General features: G+C 60.0%; 15 protein-coding genes. 8 read left to right on the top strand and 7 right to left on the bottom strand.

The genetic code is table 11. The annotated features are described in order from the left end of the window. Positions 1–181: 181 nt before the first annotated feature. The 5 genes from ACVWSC_RS19040 (at position 182) to ACVWSC_RS19060 (ending at position 6,294) form a co-directional block, all read left to right on the top strand. Positions 182–2,329, top strand: coding sequence for a methyl-accepting chemotaxis protein (locus ACVWSC_RS19040; protein ID WP_442108666.1), 2,148 nt, complete (start codon positions 182–184; stop codon positions 2,327–2,329). A 146-nt stretch (positions 2,330–2,475) separates the two neighbouring features. Then, on the top strand, positions 2,476–3,489 hold the full coding sequence (locus tag ACVWSC_RS19045; protein WP_442108668.1) for an ABC transporter substrate-binding protein: 1,014 nt from the start codon (positions 2,476–2,478) through the stop codon (positions 3,487–3,489). Continuing rightward, complete coding sequence (locus ACVWSC_RS19050; RefSeq protein ID WP_442108670.1) at positions 3,486–4,352, top strand: ABC transporter permease; 867 nt, start codon at positions 3,486–3,488, stop codon at positions 4,350–4,352. Before ACVWSC_RS19045 ends, ACVWSC_RS19050 begins: the two co-directional genes overlap by 4 nt. A 48-nt stretch (positions 4,353–4,400) precedes the next feature. Continuing rightward, on the top strand, positions 4,401–5,267 hold the full coding sequence (locus ACVWSC_RS19055) for a LysR family transcriptional regulator (protein WP_442108674.1): 867 nt from the start codon (positions 4,401–4,403) through the stop codon (positions 5,265–5,267). 109 nt (positions 5,268–5,376) lie between these two features. Beyond that, positions 5,377–6,294 carry an AEC family transporter gene (locus ACVWSC_RS19060; protein WP_442108676.1) on the top strand — a complete coding sequence of 306 codons (918 nt, stop codon included), beginning with the start codon at positions 5,377–5,379 and terminating at the stop codon, positions 6,292–6,294. A 12-nt stretch (positions 6,295–6,306) separates the two neighbouring features. Here the strand turns inward: ACVWSC_RS19060 and ACVWSC_RS19065 are convergent, their stop codons facing one another. From ACVWSC_RS19065 to ACVWSC_RS19085, 5 genes are all read right to left on the bottom strand, one after another. Continuing rightward, positions 6,307–7,407: a polyamine ABC transporter substrate-binding protein gene (locus tag ACVWSC_RS19065; RefSeq protein WP_442108678.1), complete on the bottom strand. Its 1,101-nt coding sequence runs from the start codon at positions 7,405–7,407 to the stop codon at positions 6,307–6,309. Positions 7,408–7,510: 103 nt separating this feature from the next. Further along, complete coding sequence (locus ACVWSC_RS19070; protein WP_442108679.1) at positions 7,511–8,839, bottom strand: sensor histidine kinase; 1,329 nt, start codon at positions 8,837–8,839, stop codon at positions 7,511–7,513. Continuing rightward, positions 8,836–9,504, bottom strand: coding sequence for a response regulator transcription factor (locus ACVWSC_RS19075; RefSeq protein WP_442108680.1), 669 nt, complete (start codon positions 9,502–9,504; stop codon positions 8,836–8,838). The genes ACVWSC_RS19070 and ACVWSC_RS19075 overlap by 4 nt, the downstream gene beginning before the upstream one ends. Continuing rightward, entirely contained in the window at positions 9,504–9,818 is a 315-nt protein-coding gene (locus tag ACVWSC_RS19080; RefSeq protein ID WP_442108681.1) for a PepSY domain-containing protein, read from the bottom strand. Before ACVWSC_RS19080 ends, ACVWSC_RS19075 begins: the two co-directional genes overlap by 1 nt. After that, positions 9,818–10,126 (bottom strand): PepSY domain-containing protein, encoded by a 309-nt coding sequence (locus tag ACVWSC_RS19085; protein WP_130264005.1) that lies wholly within the window; start codon positions 10,124–10,126, stop codon positions 9,818–9,820. Before ACVWSC_RS19085 ends, ACVWSC_RS19080 begins: the two co-directional genes overlap by 1 nt. Before the next feature lie 158 nt (positions 10,127–10,284). On the opposite strand from ACVWSC_RS19085, the gene ACVWSC_RS19090 reads away from it, so the two are divergent. Together ACVWSC_RS19090 and ACVWSC_RS19095 are read left to right on the top strand one after the other, a co-directional pair. Continuing rightward, positions 10,285–11,364 carry a patatin-like phospholipase domain-containing protein gene (locus ACVWSC_RS19090; protein ID WP_442108682.1) on the top strand — a complete coding sequence of 360 codons (1,080 nt, stop codon included), beginning with the start codon at positions 10,285–10,287 and terminating at the stop codon, positions 11,362–11,364. 235 nt (positions 11,365–11,599) lie between these two features. Further along, entirely contained in the window at positions 11,600–12,787 is a 1,188-nt protein-coding gene (locus ACVWSC_RS19095; RefSeq protein ID WP_442108683.1) for a tyrosine-type recombinase/integrase, read from the top strand. Here ACVWSC_RS19095 and ACVWSC_RS19100 read toward each other — a convergent pair. Then, on the bottom strand, positions 12,759–13,271 hold the full coding sequence (locus ACVWSC_RS19100) for a lysis protein (RefSeq protein ID WP_442108684.1): 513 nt from the start codon (positions 13,269–13,271) through the stop codon (positions 12,759–12,761). The two genes, ACVWSC_RS19095 and ACVWSC_RS19100, sit on opposite strands and share 29 nt — an antisense overlap. Beyond that, positions 13,268–13,888 carry a glycoside hydrolase family 19 protein gene (locus tag ACVWSC_RS19105; protein WP_442108685.1) on the bottom strand — a complete coding sequence of 207 codons (621 nt, stop codon included), beginning with the start codon at positions 13,886–13,888 and terminating at the stop codon, positions 13,268–13,270. Before ACVWSC_RS19105 ends, ACVWSC_RS19100 begins: the two co-directional genes overlap by 4 nt. Positions 13,889–14,116: 228 nt before the next feature. Between ACVWSC_RS19105 and ACVWSC_RS19110 the strand changes: the two genes are divergently transcribed. Further along, positions 14,117–14,254 (top strand): hypothetical protein, encoded by a 138-nt coding sequence (locus ACVWSC_RS19110; RefSeq protein ID WP_442108686.1) that lies wholly within the window; start codon positions 14,117–14,119, stop codon positions 14,252–14,254. The last annotated feature ends 64 nt before the right edge of the window (positions 14,255–14,318 follow it).

The following is a 14,318-nucleotide window of genomic DNA, read 5'->3' on the forward strand; positions in this document are numbered from 1 at the left end:
ATTGTTATGGAGGGCGCACACTCTGAAGCAGGCCCCTTCGCTTGTCAAAGCGCATTGCGCAACAAGCGTCGTAGGAATGAACGAAAACGACGCATTTAAATTGACTGTTTGAATAAAGAACGCGGCAAATCCGCCGATAACGTCGGCAGCCTCAATCTTTTTTGGATCATAGGACTTCGCCATGTCATTCAGACAGCTTTCCATTCAGTGGAAAATCACCCTGCTGGCCGGTTTGTGCCTGGCCAGCATCGTTACCCTGCTGGTGGGCCTTTCGCTGTACCGCATGGAGCACAGCTCGGAGCTGGTGAAAACCAGCAGCATGCAAATGCTCACCGAAGCGGCCCAAGGGCGCATCGAGTCCCAGGGTGAAGTCCAGGCCTTGAACATTCGTCGCCAATTCATGGACGCCTATCAGTACGGCGCCGGGTTCTCCCGTCAGGTGCTGTTCCTGCGTGAGCAGGCGGAAAAGCGCTTTCTCGATGCGTTCGACCTGCGCGAAGACCTGACCCGCCAGGTACGCGCCGCCCTGCAGGCCAACCCCGAACTGCTGGGGCTGTCGCTGGTGTTCGAGCCCAACGCGCTGGACAACAAAGACGAGCTGTTCGTTAACCAGGAAGAGCTGGGTAGCAACGAAACCGGCCGCTTTGCCCTGTACTGGTCACAACCGACCCCCGGCCAGCTGACCTCCATGGCCTTGCCGGAAAAAGACATGGCCGACACCAGCATTGGCCCGAGCGGCGAGCCGGCCAATACCTGGTCGGTGTGCCCACGCACCACCGGCAAAACCTGTGTCATCGAACCCTACTTCTACGAGATCGACGGCCAGCAAGTGCTGATGACCAGCATCGTGTTTCCGCTGAAAGCCGGCGACAAGGTGATTGCCACCCTGTCGATCGACATCAACCTCAACAGCCTGCAGGCCATGAGTCAGCAAGCCAGCCGCAACCTCTACCAGGGCCAGACCCAGGTCAGCATTCTCAGCCCGGTTGGCCTGCTGGCCGGCTACAGCCCGGACGCCAACAAGCTGGCGCAACGCATTGACCAGATCGACACCGAGAAAGGTGCGGAACTGGTTCGCCTGCTGGCCGACAGCACACCGCTGCACAGCATCCATCATAAGGAGCGCCTGAAAGTGCTGGCCTCCTTCGCGCCGATCCCTGGTGGCAAGTCATGGGGGGTGCTGCTCGATGTACCGGAAAGCGCCCTGACCGCCCCGGCCGAAACGCTCAAGCAGGAACTCGACCGCAGCAATACCAGCGGCACATTGATTGAGCTGGTGCTCGGCGCCGTGGCAGCCATCGTTGGCTTGCTGCTGATCTGGCTGATGGCACGCAGCGTCACCCGGCCGATCCTCGGTGTCGCGGCGATGCTCAAAGACATCGCCAGCGGTGAAGGCGACCTGACCCGCCGCCTGAACTACGACAAACGCGACGAGCTGGGCGAGTTGGCCGGCTGGTTCAACCGCTTCCTCGACAAGCTGCAACCGACCATTGCCGAGGTCAAGCGCTCGGTGCAGGCCGCGCGCGACACCGCCGACCAGTCTTCAGCCATCGCCAGCCAGACCAGCGCCGGCATGGAACAGCAATACCGCCAGGTCGATCAGGTTGCCACCGCGTCGCATGAAATGAGCGCCACCGCGCAAGACGTCGCTCGTAGCGCCGCACAAGCCGCTCAGGCCGCCCGTGAAGCCGATCAGGCAACACGTCAGGGGCTGGCCGTCATCGACCGCACCACCACCAGCATCGACACCTTGGCGGCAGACATGAGCACGGCCATGGCGCAGGTTGAAGGCCTGGCCGAGAACAGCGAGAAAATCGGCTCGGTACTGGAAGTCATCCGCTCGATCGCCGAGCAAACCAACCTGCTGGCACTCAACGCGGCCATTGAAGCGGCCCGCGCCGGTGAAGCCGGCCGCGGTTTTGCGGTGGTTGCCGATGAGGTGCGCAACCTCGCGCGCCGCACTCAGGAGTCGGTGGAGGAAACCCGACAGGTCATCGAAGAACTGCAGGCCGGCACCCGTGAGGTGGTTGGCGCCATGGACAGCAGCCATCGTCAGGCCCAGGGCAGCGTCGATCAAGTTGGCCAGGCGGTTACCGCCCTGCAGCAGATCGGCGATGCGGTCACGGTGATCAGCGACATGAACCTGCAGATCGCCAGCGCCGCCGAAGAGCAAAGCGCCGTAGCCGAGGAGATCAACAACAACGTGGCGACCATTCGTGATGTGACCGAATCGCTGTCTGGCCAGGCCAACGAGTCGGCCCGCGTCAGCCAGTCGCTCAACAGCCTGGCCAACCAGCAGCAAGGCTTGATGGATCAGTTCCGCGTCTGAAGCCCCTTCCTTTCACTGCTCATTTCCTGGGCGCGCGGCCTCTGCCAGCGCCCAGGATCGGCTAGCGCAGCCTCCCCTGCTGCATTGCCTCCCCCTCGTCGTCTACACTTGCCCGAATCTGTACACCCGCCAACGACGAGGCGCCGATGAAGAACATCCCGACCCTGCTGGCTGGCCTGCTGCTGGCCCTGAGTCTGGCGAGTAACACCGCCGCCGCTGCCGATCAGCGCACGCCCATCCACTTTGGCGACATCACCTGGGAAAGCGGGGCATTGACCACCGAAATCCTGCGCCTGATCGTCGAGAAGGGTTACGGCTACCCCACCGACACCCTCCCCGGCAGCACCGTGAGCATGGAAGTGGCGCTGGCGCGTAACGACATTCAGGTGATCGCCGAAGAATGGGCAGGCCGCAGCCCAGCCTGGATCAAGGCCGAGCAGGCCGGTCAGGTGTTCGCGCTTGGCGACACGGTGAAAAATGCCGATGAGGGCTGGTATGTCCCGACCTATGTGATCAAGGGTGATGCGGCTCGCGACATCCAGGCGCTGGCCCCCGAGCTGCGCGCTGTGAGTGACTTGAAGCAGTACAAATCGGTGTTCGCCGACGCAGAAGCACCCGACAAAGGCCGCTTCCTCAACAGCCCCAGCGGCTGGACCTCTGAGACGGTCAATAGCCAAAAACTCAAGGCCTATGGCCTGGACCAGGACTACGTCAATTTTCGCAGCGGCTCCGGCGCGGCCCTGGATGCTGAAATCACCTCGGCGATCCGCCGCGGCAAACCAGTGCTGTTCTACTACTGGTCACCGACCCCATTGATGGGCCGCTTCGCCCTGACTCGCCTGGAAGAACCGCCCTTCAATCAACAGGCCTGGAACACCCTCACCGACGCCAGCAACCCCAACCCGCAAGGCAGCCGCTCACTGCCGGCGAAACTGTCGATCGGCGTTTCCGCCGCGTTTCGTCAGCACTATCCTGAGCTGGTCGAGGTGTTTACCCGGGTCGACCTGCCGATCGAGACTTTGAACAAGGCCCTGGCGCAGATGAGCGAAACCCGCGAGCCCGCCAAGGCCGCCGCGCAACGCTTCATGCGTGATCACCCGGATATCTGGAAAGCCTGGCTGCCCGCTGAGGTCGGCAAACGCGTCGAGGCCAGCCTGTGAGTGAAGGCTTTCCACAGGCGCTGCATTTTTCCTTCGCGGATGCGGTTAACCGGTTTGTCGACTGGCTGGTGCTGGCTTACGGTGATCAGTTACGCGGGGTTTCCGATGGCTTGCTGCAACTGCTGGTCGGCCTGGAAAACCTGTTGCGTGCTACGCCCTGGTGGCTGTTGCTGCTGATTGTCGCCGTGCTCACCTGGCATGCCAGCCGCAGCATCGTCCGGGCGCTGGTGCTGACCGGCCTGCTGTTTCTGATTGGCGTGATCGGGTTGTGGGACAAACTCCTGCAAACCTGTGCACTGGTGCTGGTGAGCACCGCACTGTGCATCCTCATCGGCGTACCCATCGGCATCCTGCTGGCCAGCCGCCCTCGGGCGCGGCAACTGATGATGCCAGTGCTCGACGTCATGCAGACCCTGCCGAGCTTCGTCTACCTGATCCCGGTGTTGATGCTATTTGGCCTGGGCAAAGTCCCGGCGATTTTCGCTACTTTGATCTATGCGCTACCACCTTTGATCCGCCTGACCGAACTGGGTTTGTCGCAGATCGACCCGTCCCTGACCCAGGCCGCACAAGGGCTGGGCGCCGGGCGCTGGCAACGCTTGCGCCGGGTGATGCTGCCATTGGCGATGCCCAGCATCATGGCCGGGCTCAATCAGTCGGTGATGATGGCCTTGTCGATGGTAGTGGTGGCCTCGATGATCGGCGCACGCGGCCTGGGCGAAGATGTACTGGCAGGCATTCAGACGCTCAACGTTGGCAAAGGCGTTGAAGCTGGCCTGGCGATCGTCGCACTGGCAATGGTGATCGACCGGATTACCCAGGCGTATGGCCAGCCGAAGTCGGGTGCTTTCAATCAGCGTTGATCAACGCCATCATGAACGCCGTCTTCCCACCACAATCGGAGCCTGCGTTTGTCGCTCAAAGCCCTGCGCACCCTGGTGACCATCGCCCGTCACGGCAGCTTTGCCCGAGCGGCGGATGTCTTGAGCCTGACACCTTCTGCCGTCAGCCTGCATATTCGCAGCCTTGAAGAAGAACTGCAGGTCAGCCTGTTCGACCGTAGCCGGCGCCAAGTCAGCCTGACCCCAGCCGGGCATCTGGCGGTTGAGCGCGCCGAAGGCATTCTGGCCGCTTACGATGACATGGCTGATGCGCTGGTCAGCGGCCCGGGCCTGCGCGGACGCATCAAGATCGGTGCGATTCAAACTGCGCTCGCCGGGCGCTTGCCCGCGGCACTGGTGCAGATCAAGGCTGAACACCCGCACCTGCATATCAGTGTGCTCTCCGGCATGTCGGCCGAGCTTGCCCGCCGCGTTGAAGACGGCGAACTGGATGCGGCGATCACCACCGAGCCCGTACCGCCCTACCCGGCGAACCTGAACTTTACGCCGCTTTACACGAACCGCTTCTGGGCTGTAGCGGGGCCTGCCTATGCCCACTTGAGCCTGCGGGAGTTGCTTGCCAGCCAGCCCTTCCTGCGCTTCGACAAACGCGCCTGGGCCGGACGCATCATTGAACAGGAACTGCGCAAGCAACAGCTTGCCGTCAGCGAGCAGATGGAACTGGACAGCCAGCAAGCGCTGACGCACATGGCCTCGATGGGCCTGGGGGTGGCCATCGTGCCGCTGGCAGATGAAGACCTGCAGCGTTTGCCAGCGGTAACCCTGCTGCCTTTTGGCGAGCCGCAGCGGGTGCGCTATGTCGGTCTGCTTGAGCATGCCAACAGCCGTCGCCGTCACCTGACGGCGGCATTGACCGCTGCACTGAATCAACTGTGAAGTTTTTCTCAACAGTCGATTGAGAATTCAGCGTTTTTTTCTTTCAATGCTACGGGCTAGCCTGAGTCATCTCCTGCCAGGGAGTAGTGCCTCATAGGGAAATTGCCTGATGCTGAGTTTGATCCTCGCCACTATCGTGCCCATCGCCTTGCTGATTGCCTTGGGCCGCGGCCTTCGTCTGCTGGGTTTTCTTGGCGAGCACTTCTGGCCGGCGGCCGAACGCCTGAGCTACTTCGTGTTGCTGCCTGCACTGTTCATGCATGGTCTAGCCACCGCTGACCTGACCGGCCTGCCGGTGTTCGACATGGTGGCAGTCCTGCTGCTTTCGACCTTGATCGGTGCGCTGGTGATTGTGCTGTGCAAGGGCTTCGCTGCCAGCGACGATGCCAGTTTCACTTCGGTATTTCAGGGCGGTATACGCTTCAACAACTACATTGGTGCGACGCTGGCCGCTGGGATCTATGGCAGCGGTGGCATTGCCCTGGCGGCGGTGGCCAATGCGGCCATCGTACCCACTGTGAATGTGCTGTGTGTGTTGGTCTTCGCCCGTTACAGCGGCACGCGCAGTTCGGCTCGCGCGGTGCTCAAAGCGATCTGCAGCAATCCGCTGATTGTCGGTTGCGCGTTGGGTATCAGCTTGCGCCTGAGTGGTATTGGGTTGCCTGCCGGTATCGAGCCGACTCTTAAGGCGCTCGGTCAGGCCGCCTTGCCGCTGGGTTTGCTGTGTGTCGGCGCAGCGCTGGGTAGCAGCGCCCAAGGGCTCAGCCCTCGGCCGTTGCTGATGGCTTCGGTGTTCAAGTTCCTGGTACTGCCGCTGACCACCTTTGGCGTCTGCCGGGCACTCGGCCTCAGTGGTCAGGCAGCGATCATTGCCCTGCTGTTCCAGGCCCTGCCCACCGCGTCGTCATCCTATGTAATGGCCCGGCAAATGGGCGGCAATGCGCCGCTGATGGCTAATATCATCGCCTTGCAGACGCTACTGGCAGCGCTGACACTGCCAGTGATGCTGAGCCTGACCCTGGTGTAAGCCAAGCGGGTATTACTTGTCCGACTTGATGCTGGTCCAGACGCGAGTGCGCACACGTTCAAGCTTCTGTGGCAATGGCTGCACCACGTACAGCTTCGCCAGCGCATCCTGAGTCGGGGTGAGGTTCGGGTTGCCAGTGATTTCTGGGTTGATCAGCGCTAACGAATCTTTGTTGGCGTTGGGGTAGCCGAGAAAATCGCTGATGGGCGCAATGACTTTCGGCTCCATCAGGTTGTTGAGGAACTCATGGGCTTCAGCGACGTTCTTCGCGCTTTTCGGGATCGCGAAGGTATCGAACCAGATCGGCGCGCCCTCTTTCGGCAAACGCCAATCGACCACCACACCATTACCCGCCTCTTTGGCACGATTGCCAAACTGGTAGAAGCTGCCCGAGTAGCCAATTGCGACGCAGATGTCACCGTTGGCAATGTCAGTCATGTATTTGGCCGAGTTGAAGTAGGTGACATAGGGGCGCACCTTCAGCATCAGCGCCTTGGCTTTTTCGTAGTCATCAGGGTTCTGGCTGTTCGGATCGAGGCCGAGGTAATGCAAGGCCAGCGGCAGGATTTCCGAAGGCGAATCGAGCATCGCCACACCACAGGACTTGAGCTTCTCCATGTTCTCCGGCTTGAACACCAGATCCCAACTGTCTACCGGCGCCTGCTCGCCCAACGCCGCCTTGACCTTGGCCGGGTTGAAGCCGATCAGCACGGTACCGTACATGTAGGGCACACCGTACTGGTTGCCGGGGTCGTTCTTGTCGAGCAACTTGAGCAGTGCGGGGTCTTGATGGCTCCAATTGGGCAGCTTGCTCTTGTCCAGCTTCTGAAACACGCCGGCCTTGATCTGGGTGTCGAGGAACTGATTCGAAGGAACTACCAGGTCGTAACCGGAGTTGCCGGTGAGCAATTTGGCTTCCAGTGACTCGTTGGTGTCGAAGGTGTCCCAGGTCACCTTGATACCCGATTGCGCGGCAAAGTCCTTGGGCACCGACGGCAGCATGTAGTCTGCCCAGTTGTACACCCTCAACTCGCGCACTTCAGCATGCACAGCGCCGGCCAACAGTGTCAGAGCTCCGGCGCTGACAGCAAGCATACGTTTCAGTGTGACCATGGATAATTCCCCTGAGATTGGCCACCTGATTCTTGCTGAGGGTTTTATCCACTTACAGTGTGAGGTTGGCCAAAAAGAGATCGTAATGGCCAATCTTCATTGGTCAGCGCTCGCTGTCCTGCCGACGTGGCAACTCGATACTGACCCGCAACCCTCCCAGAGGGCTGTCCAGCAGCGCCAATTGCCCGCCCCAGACTTCAACGATGTCACGCACGATGCCCAAGCCCAAGCCGTGGCCATCCACCTGTTCATCCAGCCGGGTACCACGCTCAAGCACGTGCTGACGGTTGCCAAGGGGAATGCCCGGGCCATCATCATCGATGTCCAGCCGATAATGCTCGGGCAGCGCCTCGATACTCAACCGCACTTCGCTGTCGGCCCATTTGCAGGCGTTGTCCAACAGGTTGCCCAGCAGTTCGAGCAAATCCTCACGGTCCCAGGGCAACAACAGCCCCGCGGGCACCTGCTGACTCAAGTGCAGGCCTTCACCATGGATCATGCTCAAGGTCGAAAACAGCCCGGGCAACTCGGCATCACAATCGAATTGCGCGCCCGGCAGGGCGTCCCCCGCCAAGCGCGCGCGATTGAGTTCACGGCTCAAGCGCTGCTGAATCTGTTGCAGTTGCTCACGCAGTTGCACACGCACCTGTGGCGCACCTTTGAGCTGCTCGCTGGCGGCCAGGCTAAGCAGTACGGCCAACGGCGTCTTCAGTGCATGCCCCAGGTTGCCCAAGGCATTGCGTGAGCGGCGCAGGCTGTCTTCGGTGTGAGCCAACAGGTGGTTGATCTGGGCAACCAGAGGTTCGAGTTCACTCGGTACCTGAGTGTCGAGTTGCGAACGCTTGCCTTGCTGCAACTGAGCGATCTGCTCGCGCACGCGCTCAAGCGGGCGCAGCGAGCGCTTGACCGTGATGCGTTGCAGCACCAGTACCAGTATCAAGGCAACCAGTCCCAGCCCCAAGCCGATTTGCTGCATGCGCCGGAATTGATCGCGTACCGGGGTGTAATCCTGGGCAACGCTGATGGCGATCGACTGACCGAAACGCCGGTAATCGCTGCGCAGCACCAACAGTTGCTGGTTTTCCGGGCCTAGTTCCAGGTCGGTGTGCAAGCCGCTGGTAGCCGGCGTTGGCATTTCCAGATCCCACAATGAACGTGAACGCCAACTGCCGCCGTCGAAATCAATGCGAAAATAGTAACCGGAGAACGGCCGCTGGTAGGCCGACGAAATTCGTCGCTCATCCAGCTCAAGACCAGATTGCCCGCGCACCAGCGCGATCAGCAGGTTCTCGCTTTCCTTGCGCAGCCCCGTTTCCAGATAACGCTGCAAGCCCACTTCGAACAACCACAAGCTCAACTGCGCCAGTGCTACGCCTACCAGCACCAAGACCGCTATCAAACCGAGACTCAAACGCGCCTGAATCGACTTCACTCGGCACTCCCGGCATAACGATAACCCTGGCCGCGGTGCGTTTCGATGACACTGCGCCCGAGTTTGCGGCGCAAGTGATTGACGTGAACTTCGAGGACGTTGGAATCGCGCTCGGTTTCTCCGTCATACAGGTGTTCAGCCAGGTGGCTCTTGGACAGAATCTGCTGTGGGTGAAGCATGAAGTAGCGCAACAGGCGAAACTCGGCGGCCGTCAGTTGCACATCGACACCGTCGCGAGTCACGCACTGGCGCCCCTCATCCAGCTGCAGGCCGGCGGCTTCCAGGGTCGGCTGGTTGGCCAGGCCGCGAGCGCGGCGCAGTAAGGCCTGCACCCGTAGCATCAGCTCTTCCGGATGAAAGGGCTTGCTCAGGTAATCGTCGGCACCGGCCTTGAGGCCCTCGATGCGCTCCGCCCAAGAGCTGCGCGCAGTAAGAATCAGCACCGGTGTCGCCAGACCAGAGGCTCGCCACTGAGCTAGCACTTCCAGCCCCGGTAACCCTGGCAGGCCCAGGTCAAGAATGATCAGGTCATAGGGCTCACTACTACCCTGATAGACCGCGTCACGACCGTCGGCTAGCCAATCGACCGCATAGCCCTGACGCTGCAGACCTTGCGTCAGCTCATCGGCCAACGGCACGTTATCTTCGACCAGCAACAGACGCATCAGTCATCTTCCTCATCTTTGAGCAACATTCCATTGGATGCATCAAGTTTGATCTCACGCACCACGCCTTCAGGGGTCAACAACTCGACTTCATACTCGTAGCGCCCATGCTTGTGCTCCAGCTCCGCTTCCAACAACTTCGCCCCGGGATAGCGGCCCAGGGCGTCGTCAAGCAGTTTCTCCAGTGGCAGGATGATGCCCTGCTGCCGCAGCTGCAGGGCTTCGTCCTGATCCAGATCGCGGGCCGAAGCCTGAATGCAGAACACCACCAGCGCAACGAGCGAAAGGCTTACTGCTCGCAGGGGAACGCTCATCAGGTGTCCTGCGCGTCCTTCAGGACTTCACCGGTTTTGGCGTCCAGATCCACATCCCATTCAACGTTCTGGGCATCACGCAGCTCGACTTTGTAGACATAGCGGCCGTAGACATCTTCCAGCTCGGAATCTTTGATGGTGGCACCAGGGTGCTTGGCCAAGGCCTTGGCGTTCAGGTCGTCCAGCGACATGATGGTCTTGGCCTGAACCAGCTTAACCACGTCGCTGGTTGGAATATCTTTAGCCAGCGCAACGTTAGCGCTCAGGGCAAGGGCAGCGGTGGCGAACAGGGCAGTCAAAGTTTTCATAAGGTCTCTCCGTTGAGATGAAAGTGTTTCTACGAGGCCTAGAGTAACCAACCGAACTTAATTGAAGCTGAAATTAACTGGCGACATGATAGCGCACCCCTGGCCCACAACTGGAAAGCGGTTCTTTATAATGCGCCGTTCCAGACAGCGAGGCCCGTATGAGCGCCATTCATATCAAGTACCCGGCCCTGACCCTCAAGGCCGGCAACCATGCCTTCAAGCGTATCCGCGAACGTGGATTGCAGGCTGCCGATGTGGGCGTGCTTCCGGGCGCTGCGGGCGGCCCCAAAGCCCTCGGTATTCAGGGCCTGGACCTGGCGCTGTTCGGCCACTGGTTGCCCGGCGCGCCGCGTGAACGGGCGTTGATTGGCGCGTCGATTGGCTCCTGGCGCTTTGCCAGTGCCTGCCTGCCCAACCCCGCCGAAGCGTTGCAACGCCTTGGCCAGCTGTATACCGAGCAGGACTTCGCCAAAGGCGTAACCCAGGCCGAAGTCAGCCGCAGTTGCCAGCGCATGCTCGATGAACTGCTGCAAGGCCGCGACGCACAGATACTTGAAAGTCCCGATTACCGCTTGAACATCATGGTGGTGAAAAGCCACGGATTGCTGGCAGATGATCATCGCGCACGTCTGGGGATCGGCCTGTCTTCGGTAATCGCCGACAACCTGGTTGGACGTGCACGGCTAGCCCGCCACTTCGAGCGCATCATCCTCCACGATGCGCGAAGCAACCCACCGCTGCAGCCACTCACAGACTTCCCATCACGGTGCCTGCCGTTGGATGTGAGCAATCTGCGCCATGCCTTGCTGGCGTCGGGTTCCATTCCGATGGTGATGGAGGGCGTACGCGATATACCGGGGGTTGGCCAAGGCACTTACCGAGATGGCGGCTTGCTCGACTATCACCTGGACTTGCCGTATCAGGGCGACGACATTGTGCTCTACCCACACTTCACCGATAAGGTGATCCCTGGCTGGTTCGACAAAGCCCTGCCCTGGCGACGCGCTAATACCCAACATCTTCGCAATGTGCTGCTGGTAGCCCCCTCAAGCCAGTACCTGGCGGGCCTGCCCTACGGCAAACTGCCAGACCGCAGCGACTTCAAGCGCTTTATGGGTGATGCAGGCAGCCGTCAGCGTTACTGGCACAAGGCGATCGCAGAAAGCCAACGTCTGGGTGACGAACTGCTGGAGTTGGTAGAAACCGGCAAGCTGCACATGCAACTGCAACCGCTGTAACGGCCATGCTGGTAAACTGCTCACCAGCATTGGCTTTCAGAGTTGAGACATCGTGGAAATTTTCAAAGAGTTCACGGTTGGCTCCTGCCTGAAATCGAGCGATATCACGAAGCGCTCTACCCCATGGAATACGGCCAGCTAGGCGTATCACCTCGTATCACGCAACACCTTCCCAATGCACTACAGCTAGTACATCATTCAGTACATCGAGAATTTTAAGTAGGAGAATGTACTAGTGGCCCTCACGGACACCGCTGCCAGGCAGGCAAAACCGAAGGACAAGGCGTACACCATTGCCGACTCTCTCGGTCTCTTCCTTTATATAGCTCCCAGCGGTGTCAAAAGCTGGCACTTCCGGTTCACCTGGCTGGGCAAGCAGGCGCGGATATCGTTCGGGACTTACCCGGATGTTGGTTTGAAAGATGCACGTGCGCGTCGTGACGATGCGCGCGAAGAGGTGGCGCAGGGAATTGACCCGCGCGAATCGAGGAAGGAAAAGAAGGCAGGCCGGATCGAGGCCCAAGGAAGGACCTTTCGCCGGGTCTATGAGGAATGGATTGAGTTCAGGAAGGGAAGCATCTCGGCCGGGACGCTCAGGGTGATATCCAATGCCATGGAACTGGACGCTCTCCCGGCATTCGGCGACAAACAGATCGACGCTATTAAGCGCGCTGAAGTCATCAGTCTAATTCGCAGCATCGAGAAGCGCGGGGCGGTCACCCAGGCTGTGAAGGGACGCCAGTGGATTAGCCAGGTGTTTCGCTACGCCATCGCCATCGGCTTGATGGATGTGGACCCGACGTCAGAAATGCACACGGTCACCGCGAAGATCGACCAGCATAGCCACCGGCCGTTTCTCGATTTCAGCGAAATGCCAAACATCATGAAAGCAATCATGAGCTGCGAGACTGGCCACCAGATCCGTTCCGCCACCCTACTGATGATCTACACCACATCGCGCCCAGGCGAAGTAAGGAATGCCGAGTGGTCGGAAGTCGACCTTGAGGAAAAGACCTGGACCACTCCGGCCGCCAAGATGAAGATGCGCCGAGACCACGTAGTACCGCTGCCAGATCAGGCCGTAGAACTACTCAAGTCAATGCTCCCGATATCTGGACACCTGCGCTACGTGTTCCCCAAGCGTGGTGACTCGACAAAGCCGATTGGCATCAATTACGCCCAGCGTGTGATGGACATGTGCGGCCTACTTGGCAAGCAGTCGCCACACGGCTTTCGTCACATGTTCTCCACCGAGATGAACGGACGCGGCTACAACCGCGACTGGGTTGAGCGCCAGCTGGCCCACGCGGACACCAGCGTAATCCGCGACATCTACAACCATGCGACGTACCTGGACCAGCGTCGGGAGATGATGCAGGAATGGGCTAACCTGATCACAAACCAGGCTGACACACCGTCCTGATGTAGGCCTGTGCCGCCCTCAAGGCTGCTTGGTCGGCAATGATCCCGGCCCGGATATCGAGAACAGATCGTCCAGCAGCTTGAGTGAGTTCGACGGCTCCTGCATCACCCAAGCCGGAGGCGCTGGTGGTGCCGGGCACGTCGCCGCCACCGGCACGACAACTTCCCGCGATCCGCAACCGGCGATCCCCATCAGCAACAGCGCGGCGCAGGCGGTTATTCTCATTGAGCGCATCGGTCTTTTCCTTGGTGGTTATGGTGTCGAGGTCGTGAAGCGCCTGCTCGGCGGCCTGCTGCTTCTCCAGCGCCAACCGCGATTGCGTTGCCGCGGCATTGGCGATCGTCGCCAGGTCCTGCTGGTGCAAGCTGGACTGCTCAGCCAATTGCTTTTCATAGCGCCAGCCCTGCACTTTCCATGTGGAAAAACAGGCAATGGCCACCAGCAGCGCGGCGCAAGCCAGTGCCAACCAGCCGCGAGCAATCACACCAGCACCTCCATCGCTCGGTCGTACAACGCCTTGCGCTCAGCAGCACCATGTGGCACCCGACCAGGCTTACCGGTGTTGATCACGCTGCCGATGTCCTGAAAGCGACCGGCGTCGGCCAGTTCGTTCAGCCCATGCTTCACCCACCACCAAGCAGCGGACATCGCGGCATGCTCCGGCTGCTCGAGTAGTTCTGGCTGATCCTCCAGCGGCAGGGCCAGGCCGACTCCGGCGGAGGCGTAGTTCGCCCGACCAGTGAGCTGAATCAAGCCGCGTCCACGGTACCGCCAACCGTCCCCAAGACGAGTGTTTCCCATGCGACCGCTGTAGACGGTGTTGGCGATCTTCTCCGGTTGCCGTGCGCAGGCGGCCGCCGACTCCGTGGTGAACCGGCTGGGCCAGGTACGCACCAATGCTTCGGCGCTATAGTTCAGATTCTCCACCAGGTTGCGCAACTGGCCCGACTCATGCCCAGCCTGGGCAAGAAATGCAGCTTGGCGAACCCGGCTATCGATCTTGAATCTAGCCATGGCCCGGTTTAGCGCGGGTAAAAAAAAGCCCGCAACTGGACGGGCTTTGGGCATGATCTGCAGCAACTGCTGCTCGGTGATCGTCATTCACTTTTCTCCAGAAATAAAAAAGCCCGCACTGGGCGGGCTCTTGAATTGGGCAGATGGCAGGTGATCCCAAAGCGCCACGATGACAGGATTTCCGCCCCTTTGTGGATCCATATTCCAATTCGTGCGAAAATTCTTACATATCATTAGAAACTGCAATAGCGACTGCTTAACCGTCTTGCAGGGAATGTATTTCATAAAAGGAGCTGAAGCGTGAGCAGGAAAGGTATGAGCGAAGATGAGTTGAGCCTGATGTTCAATGACCACCCAGAAGGCAAAGCCCTCCCCCCTGGTTATCACGTAAAATTCATCTTGGTGGTTTGCTCAGTCGCCGCCATTGTAGCGGCGGCGTACTACTTAATCTGATTCGAATGACCACCGATTTTCCATTGGCGCCCAAAGATGTTCGAATCGGGGTTGGGGCAACCAT

This window comes from Pseudomonas sp. NUPR-002, assembly GCF_056322725.1.